Annotated in this window: 21 protein-coding genes; 15 read left to right on the top strand and 6 right to left on the bottom strand. The window is 51.7% G+C overall.

Annotation, left to right across the window (positions count from 1 at the left end):
- Positions 1-19: 19 nt before the first annotated feature.
- From NT239_07585 to NT239_07565, 5 genes are read right to left on the bottom strand one after another with little or no spacing between them, the layout of a single operon-like run.
- Positions 20-292, bottom strand: a complete 273-nt coding sequence (locus NT239_07585; protein ID XGA72671.1) for an STAS domain-containing protein — start codon at positions 290-292, stop codon at positions 20-22.
- 2 nt (positions 293-294) lie between these two features.
- Positions 295-900, bottom strand: coding sequence for an ABC transporter substrate-binding protein (locus NT239_07580; GenBank protein ID XGA72670.1), 606 nt, complete (start codon positions 898-900; stop codon positions 295-297).
- A gap of 3 nt (positions 901-903) precedes the next feature.
- A complete protein-coding gene (gene mlaD / locus NT239_07575; GenBank protein XGA72669.1) occupies positions 904-1,371 on the bottom strand; it encodes an outer membrane lipid asymmetry maintenance protein MlaD in 468 nt (155 codons plus the stop codon).
- On the bottom strand, positions 1,372-2,172 hold the full coding sequence (gene mlaE / locus NT239_07570; protein XGA72668.1) for a lipid asymmetry maintenance ABC transporter permease subunit MlaE: 801 nt from the start codon (positions 2,170-2,172) through the stop codon (positions 1,372-1,374). It lies immediately after the preceding gene.
- On the bottom strand, positions 2,169-2,963 hold the full coding sequence (locus NT239_07565) for an ABC transporter ATP-binding protein (protein ID XGA72667.1): 795 nt from the start codon (positions 2,961-2,963) through the stop codon (positions 2,169-2,171). Before NT239_07565 ends, mlaE begins: the two co-directional genes overlap by 4 nt.
- Before the next feature lie 392 nt (positions 2,964-3,355).
- Between NT239_07565 and NT239_07560 the strand changes: the two genes are divergently transcribed.
- From NT239_07560 to wbaP, 15 genes are all read left to right on the top strand, one after another.
- Positions 3,356-5,104 carry a type II and III secretion system protein gene (locus NT239_07560; GenBank protein XGA72666.1) on the top strand — a complete coding sequence of 583 codons (1,749 nt, stop codon included), beginning with the start codon at positions 3,356-3,358 and terminating at the stop codon, positions 5,102-5,104.
- Entirely contained in the window at positions 5,101-6,351 is a 1,251-nt protein-coding gene (locus NT239_07555) for a tetratricopeptide repeat protein (protein XGA72665.1), read from the top strand. Before NT239_07560 ends, NT239_07555 begins: the two co-directional genes overlap by 4 nt.
- A gap of 1 nt (position 6,352) precedes the next feature.
- Positions 6,353-8,047, top strand: a complete 1,695-nt coding sequence (locus tag NT239_07550) for an ATPase, T2SS/T4P/T4SS family (protein XGA72664.1) — start codon at positions 6,353-6,355, stop codon at positions 8,045-8,047.
- Positions 8,048-8,049: 2 nt separating this feature from the next.
- The gene (locus NT239_07545; protein XGA72663.1) at positions 8,050-9,243 is read left to right on the top strand and encodes a type II secretion system F family protein; all 1,194 of its coding nucleotides are present in this window, start codon (positions 8,050-8,052) and stop codon (positions 9,241-9,243) included.
- Positions 9,240-10,802 (top strand): hypothetical protein, encoded by a 1,563-nt coding sequence (locus tag NT239_07540; protein XGA72662.1) that lies wholly within the window; start codon positions 9,240-9,242, stop codon positions 10,800-10,802. Before NT239_07545 ends, NT239_07540 begins: the two co-directional genes overlap by 4 nt.
- Positions 10,799-11,398, top strand: coding sequence for a hypothetical protein (locus NT239_07535; protein XGA72661.1), 600 nt, complete (start codon positions 10,799-10,801; stop codon positions 11,396-11,398). Before NT239_07540 ends, NT239_07535 begins: the two co-directional genes overlap by 4 nt.
- Positions 11,395-11,676 (top strand): hypothetical protein, encoded by a 282-nt coding sequence (locus NT239_07530; GenBank protein ID XGA72660.1) that lies wholly within the window; start codon positions 11,395-11,397, stop codon positions 11,674-11,676. The genes NT239_07535 and NT239_07530 overlap by 4 nt, the downstream gene beginning before the upstream one ends.
- A gap of 77 nt (positions 11,677-11,753) precedes the next feature.
- The gene (locus NT239_07525; GenBank protein XGA72659.1) at positions 11,754-13,079 is read left to right on the top strand and encodes an oligosaccharide flippase family protein; all 1,326 of its coding nucleotides are present in this window, start codon (positions 11,754-11,756) and stop codon (positions 13,077-13,079) included.
- Positions 13,076-14,077 (top strand): glycosyltransferase, encoded by a 1,002-nt coding sequence (locus NT239_07520; protein XGA72658.1) that lies wholly within the window; start codon positions 13,076-13,078, stop codon positions 14,075-14,077. Before NT239_07525 ends, NT239_07520 begins: the two co-directional genes overlap by 4 nt.
- Positions 14,074-15,183 (top strand): glycosyltransferase, encoded by a 1,110-nt coding sequence (locus NT239_07515; protein XGA72657.1) that lies wholly within the window; start codon positions 14,074-14,076, stop codon positions 15,181-15,183. Before NT239_07520 ends, NT239_07515 begins: the two co-directional genes overlap by 4 nt.
- A complete protein-coding gene (locus NT239_07510; GenBank protein ID XGA72656.1) occupies positions 15,180-15,986 on the top strand; it encodes a glycosyltransferase in 807 nt (268 codons plus the stop codon). The genes NT239_07515 and NT239_07510 overlap by 4 nt, the downstream gene beginning before the upstream one ends.
- On the top strand, positions 15,977-16,504 hold the full coding sequence (locus tag NT239_07505; protein ID XGA72655.1) for an N-acetyltransferase: 528 nt from the start codon (positions 15,977-15,979) through the stop codon (positions 16,502-16,504). The genes NT239_07510 and NT239_07505 overlap by 10 nt, the downstream gene beginning before the upstream one ends.
- Positions 16,504-17,313 (top strand): glycosyltransferase, encoded by an 810-nt coding sequence (locus NT239_07500; protein XGA72654.1) that lies wholly within the window; start codon positions 16,504-16,506, stop codon positions 17,311-17,313. The genes NT239_07505 and NT239_07500 overlap by 1 nt, the downstream gene beginning before the upstream one ends.
- Positions 17,310-18,386 (top strand): glycosyltransferase, encoded by a 1,077-nt coding sequence (locus NT239_07495; GenBank protein XGA72653.1) that lies wholly within the window; start codon positions 17,310-17,312, stop codon positions 18,384-18,386. Before NT239_07500 ends, NT239_07495 begins: the two co-directional genes overlap by 4 nt.
- Before the next feature lie 34 nt (positions 18,387-18,420).
- Complete coding sequence (wbaP, locus tag NT239_07490; GenBank protein XGA72652.1) at positions 18,421-19,890, top strand: undecaprenyl-phosphate galactose phosphotransferase WbaP; 1,470 nt, start codon at positions 18,421-18,423, stop codon at positions 19,888-19,890.
- Positions 19,891-19,917: 27 nt separating this feature from the next.
- Here wbaP and NT239_07485 read toward each other — a convergent pair whose 3' ends face one another.
- A complete protein-coding gene (locus NT239_07485; GenBank protein XGA72651.1) occupies positions 19,918-20,421 on the bottom strand; it encodes an acyloxyacyl hydrolase in 504 nt (167 codons plus the stop codon).
- Positions 20,422-20,452 lie beyond the last annotated feature (31 nt).

Genomic DNA, 20,452 nt, shown 5'->3' with positions numbered 1-20,452 from the left:
ATTTTGTATTGTGTATTGCTTAAGGCTTGATTTGCAAGAGATCTTGCACGCCGTACACCTTCACCAACTGGCGTAATGCCGCTGGCGGTGCCTGCCATTCTAGCTGGCGATTGGCGCGCAAAGCACGCCGTTGCCATTCTAGTAACAGGGCGACCGCACTTGAATCGAGCGAGTTCACTTGACTCAAGTCGATGGCCACATTGTCCTGCTGTAAAACAGCGTCAATCGCGCCAAGTAACTGGCCGCACTGCGTACTGGTGAGCTGAGCGGGGGCTTGGAACGCGATTGTCATACTTATTTGCTCGATTTGGCGGCGTTGTTACGGCTTGAAAGCTGTTTAATCAGTCCATCGATACCGTCTTTGCGAATCACCGAGCCAAATTGATTGCGGTGGTTATTGATAAAGCTGATGCCATCAACGCTGATGTCGTACACCTTCCATTCTGCGCCCTGCTTTTCAAAACTAAAGTCGAGCGGGATCGGTTTTTGGCCCGGCAAGGTGACGTCGGTGCGCACGTCTTGCTCGTCAGCATCATTGCCCGCCCGTGTCCCTTTAATATTGATTTGCGCATTTTTGTATAGCGTCAGCGCGCTCAAGTAGGTGCGCACCATCATCGTGCGAAATTCTTTGGTTAGCGCATCTTGCTGGCTTGAGGTTGCGCTTTTCCAGTATTGGCCGGTGGCCAATGCAGTCATACGTTTATAGTCGGCCATTGGCGAGAGGCGAGCATCAACCAGTTCACGGGTTTTGGCTGGGTCTTTTTCGTTTTTCTTAATAATATCGAGTACGTCTTTACTTGCAGTACGGACGATTTGCTCAGGACTGTCGTTAGCAATTGCGTTAGTAGCCATGAACGTCAAGCAGATTGACGCAAACGCATAACGTAAAACTTTAAGCATTGATTACTCTTCCTTTTCTTTATCGGCCTGACTAAACAGGAAACGACTGATTAACTGCTCCAGCACAATCGCTGAAGACGTGATTTTAAATGTATTGCCTTGAGTGAGTACCTTGTCATCCGCACCCGAGGTAATGCCAATGTATTGCTCGCCCAAGAGGCCTGAGGTCAAAATTTCGGCCGAGCTATCGCGGCTGAAATGATAGCGACTATCCATGTCCATCGTGACTTTGGCCACAAAGCGCTCGGGGTCTAACGCAATATCACTAACCCGGCCGACGACCACGCCAGCACTTTTAATCGGTGCGCGCACTTTTAAACCGCCAATATTTTCAAAATTGGCCGTTAATTGATACGTGCTGCCGCTGGGTAAGCTGCCTTGGCTGCTGACTTTTAATGCCAAAAACAGCAGCGCCGCAATGCCCGCCAGCGCAAAAAGGCCAACCCAAAAATCAATCATGCCGCGTTTCATTTAAACTCCCCGAAACATAAAAGCAGTCAAAATAAAATCGAGTGCCAAAATCACCAGCGCACTCGTGACGACCGTGCGCGTGGTTGCGCTAGAAATGCCTTCCGCGGTAGGGGGCGAATCATACCCTTCAAACACCGCAATCAGCGAGACAGCGAAGCCAAAAAAGATACTTTTAATGACGCCATTCATCACGTCGAGCCGGAAATCAACCGCGCCTTGCATTTGTGACCAGAAACTCCCGGCATCAAGTCCAATCAATTGCACGCCGATTAAATAGCCGCCAAAAATCCCCATTGCGCTAAACATTGCGGCCAAGAGCGGCATCGAAATGACACCACCCCAGAACTTGGGCGCGACAACTCGGGCGATTGGATTAACGGCCATCATTTCCATCGCAGAGAGTTGTTCGGTGGTTTTCATTAAACCAATTTCAGCGGTAATCGCGCTACCGGCTCGGCTGGCAAATAATAATCCGGCGACCACGGGGCCCAGTTCGCGGACTAAGGAGAGTGCAACCAAAATGCCCAGCGAGCTGGATGCGCCAAAGCGCTGCAAGGTGTCGTATCCCTGTAATGCCAGCACCATGCCTACAAATAGGCCTGAAACGGCAATAATCAAGACCGATAACACGCCGGCGAACCAGATTTCACGCAAGGTGAGATGCACTCGCGTGAGCGCAGTGCCCGAATGGCGCAAGATCGCGATCAAAAAGCGGCAGGCAAACCCCAATTTGATGATGGCGCTGCTAATTGGGGCGCCAAAACGACTGACTGCTTTAACAAAAAAATTCATATCGCTCATGACGCCAGCCCCAAATCTTGTGCGTACGGCGCTGCCGGTTTATGAAATGGCAAAGGTCCATCGGGTTGCGAATTAATAAACTGCTGCACAAAGGGGTGGCTCGAAGCTTTCACTTGCTCAGGCGTGCCCTGCGCTGCGATCTGGCCATCGGCGAGGAAATACACATAATCGACAATCGCCAAAGACTCGGCGACATCGTGCGTGACAACAATCGATGCGGTGCCCAAGGCGTCGTTAAGCTCGCGAATCAGTTTACCGACAGTGGCCAAGGAAATGGGGTCAAGACCCGTAAATGGCTCGTCGTACAACATGACTTGCGGATCAAGCGCGATTGCGCGCGCCAGCGCGACACGTCGTGCCATGCCGCCCGATAATTCTTGCGGCATCGACTGAGCTGCGCCTCGCAGGCCAACCGCGTGTAATTTCATTAAAACCAAATCACGAATCATGCTCTCGGGGAGTGTGGTTCGTTCGCGCAGTGGAAAGGCGACGTTGTCAAAAACCGATAAATCAGTGAATAAGGCGCCAAATTGAAACAGCATGCCTAATTTTCGTCGCAGTTGATACAGCTCTCGCTCGGCCAGTGTGCCAACGTCTTGGCCGTCAACCAGCACCGCGCCACTTTGCGCACGAATTTGCCCGCCAGTTAATTTTAATAGCGTAGTTTTACCCGAGCCCGAGCCACCCATAATCGCTACGAGCTGCCCTGCCGCAATTTGCAACGATACATCGCGCAAGATGGGCGTTTCGCCGTAGGAAAAGCTTACATTTTTGAATTCAATTAATGGCATTCGCGAATTTTAATGGGGCTTAAGGGATTGACCAAGTGCTGATGTTGAGCGCTTGAGCGTGCTGCAATGCAGCGCAAATTTTAGTTCACTTTATGCTTCTGGTCTGTGAAAAAGTGCAACTATAACAAAGATTAATCTATCCTGCCTTGGGTATGTTTTGTAGGCCCAATTAAATTATATGTTTTGGCGGTATACCCGTAGATCTTGTGCGGCTTCTTTTTTTATTTCCTTTAGCTTTCGTATTTGTTTCTTATGTTGATTGCTAGTGCTGGAAAAATGGGCGAGCTTACCTAGAATGGTGTTACTTCCATCTTGCGTTGAAATTTATGAAAAGAGTTTTGCTCATTTTGTTAGCCTTCAGTGCCTTGACAGCCTGTGCAACATACAGCGGTTTGGCCCAGACTCCAGGTCGGCATATTGAAAAAACTTCAGAAATAGACCGCCATATCCCTGCCCCAGTGTTGCAAATCCCCTATTTGCCTAAGCCTAGCGCAAGCCCAAAGCTCGAAACCTATAGCGTTGTCGTGAGCAAATTGCCAGTGAATAGTTTGCTGTTTGCGTTAGCACGCGACGCCAAAATCAATGTGGACGTTCACCCTGACGTGCAAGGAGTGGTGACATTGAATGCCATTGCACAAACTTTGCCGCAAATTTTAGATCGCGTTGCCAAGCAAGTCGATATCCGCTGGACTTTAGAGCAAGGCGTTTTAACGATTACGCCAGATCGCCCTTACCTTAAAACCTATCGAATCGACTACTTTAATTTGGCGCGCAATATGAAATCAAGCGTGTCGATTTTAAACTCGGTGTCGACCAGCGCGCAGCCCAATAGTGCCGCCAATAATAGCTCGACCACCGCGATTGAAAGTGAAAATCTCAATCAATTTTGGAAGCGACTCGAAACTAATTTAAAAGATTTATTGGGCGTAAAGGAGGGCTTAGTAGCGACGCCATCGGCAACCCAACCCGTCACCATGGTGGTGGCGCAGCAATTGAGCCAAGCGGTAAGCAATAAATCGACCGATGTGAAAAGTGCTGTTGCGCTCGCCGATAGCTTGGCCAAGGTTGAGAAAAATGCCGCGATGGCTGAGAAAACACGGCAAGATTTAACTACCGCTTCACCTAATCCCCTTCCGTCTAGCCTGCCCAATTTAGTCGTAATGAATCCTGAAAGTGGCACGATTACGATACGGGCTTCGCACAAAGATCAATTGAAAGTGGCTGAGTTTCTTGCCGCCGTGCAAGCTTCGGCGCAACGGCAAGTGATGATTGAGGCGACCATTGTTGAGGTCGCGTTGGGCGATCAATATCAAGCGGGTGTTGATTGGTCCAAGATTGCATCAGGCAGTGGCTGGAGCTTGGGGCAAAGCCTGCTGGGCGCCAATCTGAATGCCGCTCCCGTGAGTGTCTTGTCGTTCACCAGTCAAAATTTCACCGCCACGATCAAGCTGCTGGAGCAATTTGGACGCACTCGAGTGCTGTCTAGCCCTAAAGTGATTGCGCTCAATAACCAAACCGCGGTGATGAAGGTGGTGGAAGAGCAGGTCTATTTCACCTTGGAGCTGGAAGAGGACAAAAATACCGATGGTGTCGTAACTGGACGTACATATTCCTCGACCCTGCATACCGTGCCCGTTGGTTTAGTGATGCAAGTGACGCCGCAAGTGGCTGACAATGGCGCTATCTCGATGAATGTGCGCCCGACGATTACCAATATCAGCAGTTATATCGAAGATCCCGCGGTTGCTTTGATTTCGCTGGCGTCGAGTAAACCAGTGCAAAGCTTGATCCCGGTGCTACAGGTCAGGGAGTTTGACTCAACTTTGCGGATCGCCAGCGGCCAAGCGGCGGTGTTGGGGGGCTTGATTCAAGATAAGCAAGTCAATTCGCGCCAAGGTTTACCTGGTTTATCGCGGGTACCGATTTTGGGGGATGCATTTAGTTATCGTGATGATAAGGTTAGCAAGATTGAACTGGTGGTTTTTCTGCGCCCGATTGTGGTACGTGAAAACGGCGTTAATGGCGAACTGGCTGCTTATCAGCAGTATTTGCCAACAAATGATTATTTCTCGCCCGCTGGCGATCAGCAATTATCGGCCTTTCAAAGTGGCTTGCTGCTGCCCAATCAGGTGCTGCAATGAACTCATTGCTCAAAGCCTTAAGGAAAGCCGAGCAAGACAAGCGAGAGCGTGCTTGTTCAATCGCGCAAGCGCCGCACAGCAGTGCGGAATTAAAACTCGTTGAGGCCGAGTTTTTGCAGACCGAGGTGCCGCAGCTTGACGAGGGGACGGCACAAAGCCCTGCACCGCCATGCCCCGAGGTCGAGCCAAACCTTGCAAGAGCGGCAACCGTTAAAGAGCGCCCTTATCAGCGCGAAGCGATGGCAATAAATCAGCCCGAAACATCCACACGCACTGAGCGCAGCCCGTCTCGGCTTGAAGCAAATAAGCCACGGTCAATGTTGCCGTGGCTCGCCTTGGGTGGTGTGGTGTTGCTCAGTAGTTTGGTGGCTTGGTTTACTTGGCAATATCAGCAATTAATGCAAAATAGCCTAGCGCCGTTGCCCAGAGTGGAATCGCTTACGCACAGCGTCGCCTCCGAAATAATCAGCAAGGTGCCGTCAAGCGATGCCCCGCAAGCTTCTAACGCTCAGGGGTATGTTGTTGAAGTTAATGATGGTTCTGCTTTAGAAGGTAATACGGCGCAGGGTATTTTAGCTTCGCCCAGCCCCGTGCCGATAAAGCAAGCCGCCAAGGTGATGCCGGTGGCTGGCGCCAAGGCTGACGAAGTGCGCTTCGAGAAAACGGCGCGCGATTCCGGTGAGCCCATCCACGCGGCATGGCGTGCGTATCAGCAGGGTGACTTAGATGGCGCCGAGCGCGGCTATCAACGTGTTTTGGCGCAGGAACCACGTCAACGCGACGCCTTGCTTGGTCTGGCCGCGGTGCAGGTAAGGCGCGGCAACACAGCGCGAGCGGCGGGGATTTATCAGTATTTATTGCAATTAAATCCGCAAGACGAAGAGGTGAGGCAGGCGCAATTGAGCTTGGAGCCGCAGCGCTTCAGCGCTGAACAAGCCGCACTGTTGCAGCAAACCAATCCTCAAGAGCCGCCCTTGGGTACAAGTCCGTTGCTATTGGGCCAATACTACGCCAGCAAGGCCCAGTGGCCGCAGGCGCAACAGCAGTTTTTTCTGGCCTGGAGTGCGCAGCCAGAGCAAGCTGATTTGGCGTTTAATTTGGCGATTTGCTTGGATCATCTCGCGCAACATCGGCTGGCCGCCGATTTTTATCAAAAAGCTTTAGATTTAGCGGCGCGAACTTCAGCAAATTTTGAGCGCACAGTGGTTGAAAGTCGCTTGGCACAATTGCGTTTGGCGGGGTTTTAAGATGAGCGCCAAAGCTAAATTACCGCTAGGTGCTTTACTCATCGAGAAGGGCGTGATTACCGACGATCAGCTACGCATCGCTTTGCAGGAACAGCGCAGCTCCGGTGTGCCACTGGGTAAACTGATGGTGTCCTTGGGCTTTGTTTCGGAAAACGTCTTACGCGAAGCGCTCTCTGAAAACTTAGGACACGATAGCGTCGACTTAGGGCGGGTCATTGCTGATGTGCAAGCTATTCGTTTGATCCCGAAAGACTTGGCTAAACGTTATTTGATCTTACCGATAGGCTTAAATCAAGACGCGCAGCGGATGTCCGTCGCGATGGCCAATCCGAATAATGTACTCGCGCTGGATCAAATTCGGCTACAAACCCAAGATCAATATCATATTGATACCTTGCTTGCGGCAGAGTCGGATATCGTACGGGCGATCGATCAGTATTATGGCTTTGAGCTATCGATTGACGGGATTTTAAACGAGATCGAGACGGGCGAAATTGATTACGCCAGTGTGGCGTTGACCGAGGGTGAATATAGCCAGCCGGTGGTGCGTTTAATTGATGCTTTGCTGGCGGATGCGGTGACGCGTGGCGCATCGGATATCCATTTTGAACCAGAGCAATCGTTCGTGCGGATTCGCTATCGCATTGATGGCGTGCTGCGACAAATTCGTGCGCTGCATAAAACCTATTGGCCCGCGATGGTGGTGCGACTGAAGGTATTGGCGACGATGAATATTGCCGAAACCCGTGCGCCGCAAGACGGGCGGATTTCATTAACGCTCTCGGGGCGTGGCCTTGATTTTCGTGTTTCTGCCCAGCCGAGTACGTGGGGCGAAAACATCGTACTGCGGATTTTGGATCGGCAAAAAGGCCTGCTGCCTTTGGATCAGCTGGGCCTTGCCGACGATCACCTCGATTTATTACGGCTGATGATCGCGCGCCCTGAAGGGATTATTTTGCTAACGGGGCCCACAGGCTCGGGCAAAACGACGACGCTGTACTCAATCCTGAATCACATCAACTCGGTTGATGTGAACATCATGACCTTGGAGGACCCGGTCGAGTATCCGCTGCCTTTGATTCGGCAGACTTCAATTAATGAAATCAGCAAAATGGATTTTGCCAACGGTATTCGTTCGATGATGCGGCAAGACCCCGATGTGATTCTGATCGGCGAGATTCGTGATCGCGATACCGCGGAAATGGCGTTTCGTGCTGCGATGACAGGGCATCAGGTCTATGCCACGCTGCACACTAGTTCGGCGCTCGGCGTTTTGCCACGCTTGCTCGATATTGGCGTGTTACCCGATGTATTGGCAGGGAATATCATCGGTATGGTTGCACAACGCTTGGTGCGTACTTTGTGCCCGCATTGCAAGCAAGCCTATAGCTGCGATGAATTTGAGCAAAGGCTGTTGGCAATCAATCACGCACGCACGATTTATCGCGCCGTGGGCTGTCCGCTGTGTGAGTATCAAGGCTACAAAGGCCGAATCGCGGTGATGGAGCTGCTTAAAGTCGATGGGGATATCGATGAATTGATTGCCCTGCGAGCCTCGATGCGCGAAATGAAACGGCTGGCGATCGATAAAGGTTTTCGACCGCTGGCCGATGATGCGTGTCGGCGCGTATTGTCGGGGGAGACCTCGCTCGACGAAATTGCCCGCGTTGTCGATTTAACGGACCGGGTGGCTTAATTATGCGCTTTCAATACCGCGCCGCCGATCAGGATGGACAAATACAGCGTGGGCAGATGCAAGCCAGCAATCAAGCTGATTTAGAGCTCAGATTGTCTCGACTGGGCTTGTTGCTGATCCATGGTGAAGTTGGACGAAGCGAATGGTGGGCAAAGCAAACTATCTCCCGCCGAGAGCTAATTACCTTTTGTTTTCATCTAGAGCAGTTAAGCCGGGCAGGCGTGCCCTTACTGCAAGCATTAAGCGATTTGCGTGACAGCGTCGAGCTTCCGCATTTTCGAGAAATCATCGCCAATGTCATCGAGGACATCGAGGGTGGCCAGCAATTGTCACAAGCGTTAGCCGCACACCCCAAAGTGTTTGATGCATTAATTATTCATTTAATTCAGGCGGGAGAAGAAAGCGGCGAGCTAGCTGCGGTCTTGGGCCGTTTGTGTGAATCGCTGAAATGGCAGGATGAACTCATCGCGCAAACTCAGCGCTTCTTGCTGTATCCAGCCTTTGTTGGGATTGTGGTTTTCGGCGTGATGTGTTTTTTGATGGTGTATTTGGTGCCGCAATTGCTCGAGTTCATGCGTGCCATGAAGCAAACCCTTCCGCTGAGTACGAAGATTTTATTGTGGATTTCAGAGGCCTTTATTCGTTATTGGTGGTTGTTGCTCGGGCTGCCCATCGCTTTGATTCTGATTGGGCGCTGGCGCTATGTCGTCGATGAGCGATTTCGTCGACATTGCGACGCTTGGCTGTTGCAGTTGCCAGCGCTTGGGGCGATTTTGCAAAAAATCATCTTGGCGCGGTTTGCCAATTGTTTTGCACTGCTCTATGCCGCAGGCATCCCCATTTTAGATTGCATTCGAATTACGCAAGGCGTCGTCAATAATCGGCAAATTGCCCACGCCTTATTGCGAGTTGAGGGGCAAATTCGCGAAGGCTTCGGCGTGAGCGCCAGCTTTGAGCGCATCGGGCTATTTCCACCGCTGGTTTTGCGCATGCTGCGTGTGGGCGAGGGGACCGGGCAATTGGACTATGCTTTGCACAATGTGTCCTATTTTTATGATCGGGATATCAAAGAATCGATTGCGCGCTTTCATGCCTTGATCGAACCGACGATGACGGTGATATTGGGTTTTCTGCTGGCGTGGATTATGTCGTCGGTGCTAGGGCCAATTTTCGATGCGATAGGGCAATTGCGATGAAGAAAGTCATTTTGTTCCTCAATCAAGACGCTTTGTCGGCCTATTGCTGGAGCGAGCGAGGTGCTTTGCCCCTAGCATTTTTTCCGCATAACGAGCTCGGGATTGCCGATTTTCGTGAATGGATTTTGCAGCATCAAGGCGTTAGTTACGGCATCCTAACCGACTTGGTCGACGAAGATTTGCAGCATGAACTCGTACCGCATTTATCTGGGCGAGATCAACAGTCGCTATTGCAGCGCAAGCTCGAACATTATTATCGGGCAACGCCATACCGATGCGCCAAAATACACATGGTGGGGCGGCAAGGCGGGCAGGATATTTTGCAGCTCTCGGCGCTCACTCATCGTGAAATACTGGATCGAATTTTGGCCGATCTGGCCGTTGTGAAAGCGCCGATTTTTGGCGTTTATTCGGTTGCCTTGCTCACGCAAGAAATCATTGCACGGCTAAAACCAGAGCATGCCCATTTGATGGTGATGTCGTGTAATTCACCAGGGCAATTGCGGCAGAGCTATTTTACGCGCCATGGTTTACGTTTTTCGCGCTTGGGAACGTTTCATACCCGTAACAGTATGCTCACCCAAGCAGAAATGATTGCCAAAGAGGTGATTCGGGCTCGGCAATATTTGAGTACTTTACGCTTAATGACGCGTGAAGAAGCTTTGCATATCTGGGCCTTGTTTGACAGCCATTTGGCCGAATTGCGCAGCGAAATTTTGCTTGCGATGGGTGATGAGGCAGAGCACGTGCAGTTCAATATTCAAAGCGATATGACTGATCTGGCTGCACGCTTGAAATTGCCTAAAGGCTGCCAAAGTTGGCACGATGTGATGGTCGCCATGCTGGTGACTTACGCTTTGCCCAATCAGTATGCGCCCACTGAGGCACTTAAATACCATCAACTGAATATACTAGGCAGGGGTTTGTCTTGGGCGGCTATTATTATATTGATTTTGGCGCTGATACTATCGGGGTTGACCTGGCTGCAAGGCTTGCAGCTACAGGCGCAATTCGATATGGGCGCACAGCGGCAAGTTTTGGTACAGCAGCAGTTGCGTCGCCATTTGGCGCTATTGCATGATGCTGGCGCTCATTCGCCCGAGCAATTGCAGGTCAGTGCACAGTTTTATCGCGATCATATTGAATCGGCGCCGCAGTTGGACAGCACTTTACGTCGCTTGAGTATGACTTTGCTGGATTATCCCAGCTTAACGATTGATGAAGTGCAGTGGCAAGTGGGTATAGTCACTAATGCTCCTATGGATAATGCGCCAACACAGATACCTAGTCAGGGTGTTGTGGCAACGCCATGGTTGACCCAAACGATCGTTCTGACTGGGCGTATGCAAAATCGCTTGGCTTATCGTGCCGCCTTGGCGCAGATTGGCCAATTGGAGGCGGCGTTAAAACAATGGCCAGCGGCCCAAGTACGTGTGCGGCAATGGCCGATTGATATACGTTCCGAATCAGAAATAAAACCGGCCGCCGAACAAGCGGTGGTAAAAGCCGATTTTGTGATTGAGCTGCAATTGCCTGCGACGTCGGGGCGAGCTCTATGAAACTTGCGCAGTTTGAACGGGGTGATTGGGGCTTAATTCGAGTTCAACTGTTGTGGTTTGGTGCGGCAATGCTAGTTGCAGGGTTGATCATTTTCATCGCACAAATCTATGTTTACTTTAGCGAAGCTGAATTACACGCCCAGCGTAGCCGCTTGCAGGAGACGACTCAGTCGGCAGAAAAAGCGCAGCTGCAGTGGCAAGCAGTGCAGCAGTATCAACAGCAAAACCTGACCTTGCAGCGTTTGGGCATCATAGGTCAAGAACATAGACTTGATTGGATTGAAGCCTTGGCGCAGTTAAAGCAGGCGCATCCAGCGTGGCAGCTAGATTACGCTTTTGCGCCACAGCACAAGAAAGAGGGCGCTACACCGACGCATCAGGTGGCGCTGTATGCCAGTGAAATGAAAGTACGCTGGCTGGCGGCCAATGAATGGGATATTTCAGCCTTTGCCGAATGGTTGGCGCAGCAAAAAGGTCGTGCAGTCGCTAAAGAATGCCGTTTCGCCCGTTCTGCAAACCCGCAGCTCAACGGCATCGAGGTTGATTGCCGCTATGACTGGCTCAGTATTGCGCCGCACAGAGAGTCCGCTCAATGATCCGCCTTGTGCTGTGTGGTCTGTTGTGTGTGCCAACGGCTTGGGCCGATGATTGGGGATCGCTATTTTTTACACGCGAGCAAAGAGCGACAGGCTCTACACGCGTCGCCGCTAGTGCTGCAGCAGAAAGCCCAGCACCGCAAACCGATTCCACGCCGCAGTTGTATAACGGGCTAATACAAACGCCAAGGCAAAAAACGCATTGGGTCGATGGCAAAGTCGCCCCTGCGCCCAAAGCCGCCAAGCCGGGCGAGCAATTTATGTCGCCCGGAAAATAACAATACTGTTACAGGCAAAGGCCGTGAAAAGCGTAAAATAAGCGCACTCGCAGGTGCGGGCAGGTTTGAGGTGAGCTGTGGTTGATGCACGATTGCGGGCGAATATTTTTGCACTGTACTTGGTACAGGGCCTCAATTACGTCGTTTCCTTTGTTACTTTCCCCTTTTTATTAGTCCAGCTTGGCGCGGAAGGCTTTGGCGTGATGAATTTCGCCTTTGCCTGCATCCAATACGGCGTATTGCTGACTGATTTTGGCTTTAATTTATCGGCCGTGCGTGATGTGGCGCAGGTGCGCGATGACCCGAGGGCGGCGGCGCGAATTTTTTGGCGCGTCACCTGGGCAAAAGTGGCGTTAATGCTCGCCTCCAGCCTGATTTTGCTGGTGCTTACCTTTAGTCTTGATAGCTGGCGTACGCATGCCGACGTGTTTATCGTTAGCCAGTTGTATATCGCCAGCTCGGTTTTATTTCCCTTGTGGTATTTCCAAGGCTTTGAAAAACTGCAGCTCGCCTCTGGCCTGATGGTGTTTGCCCGCGCGCTGATGCTGGGCTTTTTGCTGTATTGGGTGAGTGGCCCGCAAGACTTGATGCTGGCGGTGGTGCTGCAGGCGATGCCGCAGATTTTGGCTGGCGTATTATGGTGGAGCACGGGCTGGGGCATTGCGCGTCCGATGTGGGTCGCGGTGTCCTTGGGCGAGCTGCGCGCTGCGCTCAAAGCCAGTTGGCCGTTTTTCCTGTCGGCCATTTCAACCAGTTTATACACCACATCCACCACGGTATTGCTTGGGATGTTTGCTGCGCCACTGCAGGTGGGCTTGTTTGCCGCCGCCAGCAAGCTGGTGTATATCGCCCAGGGTTTAATCGGCCCCTTGGTGCAGGCGATGTATCCGCGCATTGCGCAATTGGCCGTGAACGATAAAGCCGGTGCGCTGGCGCTAATTCGCAAAGCCTTGCTGATTCAAACTGGGGTGGGAGTCGTGATGACACTGGCTTTGGCGCTGTTTGTGCCGGTATTTGCGCCGATCAGTGTCAGCCTGTTTGGTGCTGATTTTGGCTTATCGCGAGCATTTTTGGCTCTGGCCGATTCGCAAACGATTATGGTCTGGTTTGCTCCAGTGATTTTACTTGGCTGCATGTCGCTGGTGTTTGGTCAGCAAACTTTACTGGTTTTCGGGCAAGAGCGTTATTTTAGTCGGGTGCTGGTCGCTGCCGGTGTGCTTAATGTGCTGCTGATGTGCGTCTTGGTGCCCGGTTCAAACGAAGCTGGCGTGCGTGCGGCGCAGTCGGTGCTGATTGTTGAGGGATTTATTGTGCTGGCGTTTTGGTGGAGGGCGCGGCAAATTAGTCGCGAAATTCGTCATCAGCTAGCTCAGCAGAATGCGCAAGGAGGCGCAGCAGGATGACCGTCTCTTTTGTGTTGCCATGTTTTAATGCTGCTCAGTATCTGCAGCAAACGCTTGATAGCCTTATTGCTCAAAGCCATACGGACTGGGAGTGTATTGCGATCGACGATGGTTCTAGCGATCAAACGCTGGCCATTTTGCAAGCGGCTGCACAGCAAGACGCGCGCTTTAAAATAATTAGCCGCCCCAATCGCGGTTTGATCGCTAGCCTCAATGAAGGTATTGCCGCAGCGCAGGGCGAGTGGATTGCGCGGATTGATGCCGACGATATTTGCTTGCCTGACCGTCTGGTCAAGCAACTTGACTATTGTGCCCAGCATCAAGTTGATATTTGCGGTAGCTGGATTGGCTTTATTGGCGAGCGTTCTGGCGAGTGGCATACGCCGGTCAGCGACGCTGAAGTGCGGTTGGCCTTGCTGTTCAATACCCCGATTGCGCACCCGTCGATTTTGGCTCGCGCTAGTTTGCTCAAAGCCAATCCTTATCCAGACGACGCACCGCATGCCGAAGATTACGCCTTGTGGTGTCATATTGCGGCTACAACGTCGGCGCGTTTTGCCAATGTTCCCGATGTTTTGCTGCATTACCGCACGCATGCGGGGCAGGTCACGCAGGCGAAAAAAGCCGCGCTACTAATCACCGCGCAACGCGTGCGCGAACAGTATGCGCGCAGCGCTTTACCCGTCGCCTTGCAACCCTTGGCTGCTGAATTTGCCAAGCTGGCTGAGCCTAGTCGCATTCTGACGCATGCTGAATGGGCTTGGATGGTTGATTTCTTTACTCAATTAATCGCATTACGCCCAGAAAGCCGTGGTGCTTTGGGCGAAATGTGGCTCGATACACTGCAGCGCAGCCGAGGCGTCAATGTCTTTGACTTTCCGCGCGCAATCAAACTCGCGCTGCAAATGCCGCCACCAAAAGCTGAACGGAAAAAAATGCTCAAACAAAGCCTACGTTTAGCGATGTCGGATTATGTGTGGCGCAAGGTGAAACCATGAAAATCGCCATTTTTCTGCGCGATCTAGGTTTGGGCGGCGTTGAGCGTTGTGCTGTGCTGGTGGGTGAAGGTCTGGCGGTAATGGGTTTTGACGTGACGCTGGTGCTGCTGGGCGGCTCGCGTAATTTATGGGCCTCGCGGATTAAAAAGGTCAAGGTGGTTGATTTATCATCCCAATGGCAGCCCTTAAAGCCACTGACTTGGCTGGCGGGTTGGCGCGCGGCGCGGCAGATCGCGCGCGAACATGATGTGCTGATTGCCGGCACTTTTTTGCTGCCCTTGTATATGACGTTCGCTGCGAGTCTCGGCTTAGGTAAACGCGTCATCGCGTGGGTGCATGGGCCATTTTATGAGCTCGACGCTTTTGCGCGGATGAACGTTGTGCACCGCAAAGCGTGCCAATTTGTATATCGCCGGCTTAAAGAGCTGATTTTTGTTTCCGAGCACGCGCGCACTTCAATGGCGCGTTGGTTAGAGCAGGCACCAAGCGAGGGCTGGACGGTGTTGCCTAATTTTGTCGACGCACAGCAAGAGATTTCCGCTCGCGTTGAACGCGAGTCCAATGCGCCGCTGCGCCTCTTGTTTGTAGGCCGCATTGCCGAAGAAAAGCAGCCGCATTTATGGCTTGATACCTTGGTCGCGCTCAATTTGGCCAGTGTTGCTGCGAATTTGACCATTGTTGGCGATGGCCCGCTGGAAGATGATTTAAAATCGCAGGTTGTAGCACGGCGCTTGGAGAGCCAAGTGCTGTTTGCTGGTCGCAAAGACGATGTGAGTGAGTATTTGGCGCATGCCGATGTGCTCTTGCTGACTTCCGGTTTTGAAGGGTGTCCTTTGGTGGTATTGGAGTCCATGCCAATGCGCTTGCTGGTTGTCAGTACAAACGCGGGCGGGGTATATGAGCTGTTTGGCGCGCGCCGCGATGATTTTGTCGTGCAAGAAGCCAGCGGCACCGCATTGGCTGAATTGATTATTCGCCAGCAATCGCAATCATTGCTGCTACAAAATTTTATTGAGCATCGCGCCGAGCATTACGCACAAGGCCGCATTCTCAAACAATGGGCGCAACGTTTGCGCGCAGAACCGCAACTTGAGTCTAAGCAATGAACCGCACCGCTTTATTAATCCCGCATTTTAATAACCCAGCTGGCCTTTGCGCATCCTTGGCTTCGATTGGGGTGGATGAGGAAATAGATGTATTTATCGTTGATGATGGCAGCACTAAGGCGATAATCGACGAACAAGTGGCGCAAACCGCCTTTAAGGCGCGCGGCCAATTACATTTTTTGTATTTGCCAGCCAATTGCGGCATCGAATATGCGCTCAATACTGGTTTAGAGGCGATGCTCGCCGCAGGCTACCAGTATGGTGCACGGCTCGATTGTGATGATCTGGTGATGCCAGATCGTTTTGCGAAACAGGTCAAATTCCTTGATGCAAACCCTGACGTGTATTTGCTGGGGTCAGCGGTGATTTTTTTTGATGCTAGCGGTGATCGCTTTACGATTCACCAGCCACAAACGCATCAAGAAATCGTGCGGCAAATGCACGACGATAATGCCTTTACGCATCCAACGGTGATGTTCAGAATGGCAGGCGTGAAAGAAATTGGCCTTTATCCCCTCGATTGCAAGGCCGCGGAAGACTTCGCCTATTTCTGGCAATTTGTTGCACGCTACCAAACGGCGAATTTGGCCGAAGTTTTAACCAAAAGCGAGTATAACGACGCAGGTATTTCAATGAGCCGCCGTCGCCAGCAGCAAGCGATGCGTTTGAAACTTTTGGCTCGGCATTTTGACTGGCGCCCACGCTCGGCACTTAAAATGGCAAAAGCAGGCGCATCTTACCTGTTGCCACTATCGTTAGCGCGTCAAATTAAGCGAATACTTGGGGTGGGAAAATGGAATTAGAATTTGTGGCAGAGTCGCCCACTGATGCGGCGCAACATCGTGCTGTAACTGAACTGCTGCAACAGGCGTTTGCCAATCACCCATACAGTAATAATTCAGAACATCAATTGGTGACTGCTTTGCGCCAACAGCAGGCGCTAACTATCGCCTTGCTGGGTGTGCATCAAGGCCACGTTGTGGCTTGCGTTTATGCTTCCGCGGTTAACTTGCACCAAGCCGAAGGGATAAAGCGGGGTTGGCACTGTATTGCTCCTGTTGCCGTATTGCCCGAGTTTCAAAAGCAAGGCTTGGGCTCGCAGCTGATGAACCGAGCTTTGGTTGATTTGCAAAGTATGGGTGCAAAAGGATGTGTTCTTGTGGGAGAGGCTGAGTACTATCAGCGCTTTGGATTTGAGCGCGTTCATGGCCTCACTTCAGCAGGAATCCCCGATCAATTTGTCTTGGCTAAATCGTTTGCCGCCGAAAAGGCGCAGGGGCAAATTCAGTATCACCCAGCTTTTGCTAGTTTGGAGGCGTAATGAGCGAAGCAGTCTTGGTCTTAATTCCTCACTACAACAATCCGGAAGGTTTGAATAAATCGCTGGCGAGTATTGGTGCGAACGAGCCCTGCGATGTGCTGGTGGTGGACGATGGCAGCACGCGTGCGCCGATTGATGCCGCAGCAGCGCAAGCCGCATATCAAGGCCAAGGCACTTTACGTATTTTGAATCTGCCGCAAAACAAAGGCATCGAAGGCGCTCTCAACGCTGGTTTGGCATGGGCCAAAGCGCGTGGTTATCAGTGGATTGCAAGGCTGGATTGTGGTGATTGCAACGTATCTGATCGAATCGAACGCCAGTTGGCGTTTATGCAGCAATACCCAGATGTGGTATTGCTTGGTGGCGCTGCGAGCTTTGTGGATCAGGCGGGTGTGGAGCAATTTGTGCTGCGCCATCCAACTGAACACGCGCAAATTCTCGAGTTTATGAAGAAAAACTCGGCGTATATCCATCCAAGCGTGATGTTTAAAATCTCTGCGGCTGAAACGGTGGGGATGTATCCGCTAGATACGCCCGCGGCCGAAGACTATGCGATGTTTTGGGCGATGGCGCGCCAATTTAAAGTGGCCAACTTGCCCGAGGTGTTAATCCGCTACGAGCTGGATCCGAGTGGAATCTCCTTGGGTAAACGCAAAGTGCAGCTTAAATCGCGCTTAAAATTGCAGCGCCGCTATTTTGATGGCTCGCCCAGCGCAATAGCAGGTATGGCAAGAACCTTGGCCTTGTTGGCGATGCCGTATGAACTGGCGTTTAAGCTCAAAGCCAAACTGCGCGGGGGGAAGGCATGAAGCATATTTTGCACGTGGTTGAGTCATTTGGCGCGGGCACTTTATCGATGGTGTCGGCGATGGCGAATCGGCAAAGCGCGGATGGTCATGATGTGACAATCATTCACTCGGTGCGCGAAGAAACGCCGGAAAATTGGCCGCAATTGTTTGCTTCAGCTGTTAAATGCATTCATTTGCCAATGCAGCGCGCAATTCACCCATTAAATGATTTTCGCTCTGGCCGCGCTTTATATCGCTGGATTAAAGATTTGCAACCCGATGTGGTGCACCTGCATTCGAGCAAGGCCGGTGCAATTGGTCGCCTGATTAGTTTGGCGTGGACTGGCAAAAATGGCCCGCGTTGGTTTTTCTCGCCGCATGGTTTGTCTTTTTTGCAGCGCGCAGAAGGGCGGCTGAAAAATAGCGTTTTTTTGGGGATTGAAAAAATCCTTGCCGGTGTGCCGGTTACGTTTATTGCCTGCTCACCATCGGAAGGCGAGGAAATCCGTCAACATCTGTCACCCAATGTCAAAGTGGTGAATAACGCGGTCGATTTAGCCGCAATCCCTGCCGCGCTGAAACAAAATAGCCGATTACGCATTGGTACGGTTGGACGGGTGACGTTGGCGCGCAATCCAGAGCTATTTGCCGAAGTTGCTGAGAAATGCCGGCATTTGCCTGTCGAGTTTGTCTGGGTTGGCGGCGGTGATGAATCGGGCGAGACGGCGCTGAAGCAGGCGAATGTGGCTGTGAGCGGTTGGTGTGATCGCCGCGCCGCGCTTGCGCAGTTGGCGAGCTTTGATATTTATATCCAAACTAGCCGCTGGGAAGGTTTGCCGGTAGCGGTGATTGAGGCCATGGCGGCAGGCTTGCCGGTGGTTGCGACCAATGTGGTTGGTAATCGCGATTTGGTGCAAGTCGATCAGAATGGCTATTTGGTTGAAAGCGCTGACGAGTTTGTGCAGGCGATTGAACGACTGGTCAACGATGCTGATCTACGTGCCCGATTGGGTGAGCAAGCGCGGCAATTTGCGCGCCAGCATTATTCGCTCGATACGATGATGGCCGAGTTATACGCCGTTTACGGTTTTTAAGCTAATTTGCAGATATTTTTAGAAGTGATTCATTGTGGCCTTGAACTTAGAACAAAAACATTTGCACGCTGAGCGTGCCAAGCCTTGGCTGGCCTTGGCCGATTTTCTCGCGTTGGCCGTGTCATTTGGCTTGGCGATGCTGTTGCTATGGGTGTTTCGCTACCACCGCATCGGCGCGAGCATGGAATTGTGGTGGGCTTGGGAGGGGCGGCAACAAGGTTTGGCGTTTTTGGGGCTAGCCATTATTACCGTCGCTAACTTCTGGTGGCGTGGGCATTACAGCTTACGGCTGCCGTTTTGGGATGAATTACTCGAAATTTTGCGCGCTTTGCTGCTGGCAGCCTTGCTGAACGGCATGCTGGTATTGCTGGGTAAATTTACCATTTCGCGTTTCCTATGGCCGGTGTCTTGGGGTTTGGCTTTGGTCTTGTTGCCTTATGCGCGCTCGGCGATGAAAGGCTTGCTGCTGAAGGCGAAAATTTGGCAATTGCCCACTGTCATTATTGGCGCGGGCATCAATGCGCAAGATGCGTATCGCGCGATGACGTCAGAGCGCCAATTGGGCTTTGATGTGCATGCCTTTGTTTCGATCGATAGTAACGCACCCGACGAATTGGTGTTTGGTCAGCAATCTTTACCCGTTGTTAAATTGCAGCGAGAAGAGCTGCTCACTTGGCTGAGCGAAAACGGTCGCCCCCATGTGGTGATTGCCGTTGATGAAATCGAGCTACGCGCGCTGGAAAATCAAGTCGAGCAATTGTCTTTGCGCTACAAAGACATCCACATTATTCCGCCGATTGCTGGTTTGCCGCTGTTTGGCGTTGTGCCGCATCATTTCTTTAGCCACGAAGTATTACTGCTGCGCGTACGCAATAATTTGATGGTGAAGCCGCTGATTTTGCTCAAGCGCGCTTTTGATTTATTTGGCGCAAGCGTGGGCTTGCTGTTGCTATCGCCCTTGCTCGCTTATGTCGTACTGCGGATTAAAAAAGAAGGTGGCCCTGGTGCGGTGTTTTTTGGCCATGTTCGCGTTGGGATGAATGGCGTGCCGTTTAAATGCTGGAAATTTCGCACGATGGTGCATAACAGCCAAGAAGTCCTCGAAAAATTATTAGCGAGCGATCCCGCAGCCAAGGCAGAATGGGATTTAGACTTTAAACTGCGTAACGATCCGCGGATTACCAAGATTGGTGCATTTTTGCGCAAGACCAGTTTGGATGAGATTCCGCAGCTATGGAATGTAATCAAGGGTGAGATGAGCTTGGTTGGCCCGCGCCCAATTATTGATGCAGAGCTAGAGCGCTATGGTGATAAAGTCGATTTTTATCTGGAAGCTCGCCCTGGTTTGACGGGGTTATGGCAAGTATCTGGACGTAATGACACGAGTTACGCCGAGCGTGTAGCGCTCGACGCTTGGTATGTGAAGAACTGGAATCTGTGGTACGACATTGCGATTGTATGTAAAACCATCCGCACGGTGGTGAGCGGGCATGGGGCGTATTAAGTGGTCCCCAAAGCTGCGGCTCTGTGCTCAATAGCGTAATTGATAACCCAAAAAAACAACTTCACAGCCTGGATTCACGTCGGCTAGGTTGGCGTTGGACCAGTGATACACATTGAGTTTGATCGCGGATCTTGGATCTAGCTGGTAACGCAAACCGAGTGTGGTTTCAAAATGCAGTTGGCTGCCCATATCATGTTGTGAGCTGATGTAGCGGTTGTCTAGGGCGATAGCGCCCCAGCCCAATTCAAGTGCCCAGTGCTCACTGAATTGATATTGTGCGCCAAGCCCGGTTCGGAGGGCGAAGTGCGTTTCGTTGGTGTGCCAAAGATTGGCGTTGATTTGCCAGTATGCCGAGAGTTGTGAATCTAGAGTGCTCAATGTCTCGGCGAGGATGGGGGTGCGGTTTTCGACCCGCAGGAGAGCACTATTCTCACTGGGATGAGCAATGACACCCAATTGTATGGCTAAATCGCTGGCTAAAACGGCATGGCAGCTAAGCGCGCTGAGTAACCAGATGAGTGACTTTGACATCATCTGCTCCAGATTAAAGTGGGGCTTTTAG

The sequence above is a fragment of the Chitinibacter sp. SCUT-21 genome (assembly GCA_041874755.1).
Lineage (GTDB): Bacteria > Pseudomonadota > Gammaproteobacteria > Burkholderiales > Chitinibacteraceae > Chitinibacter.
This window is presented reverse-complemented; position numbering and strand designations above follow the sequence as displayed.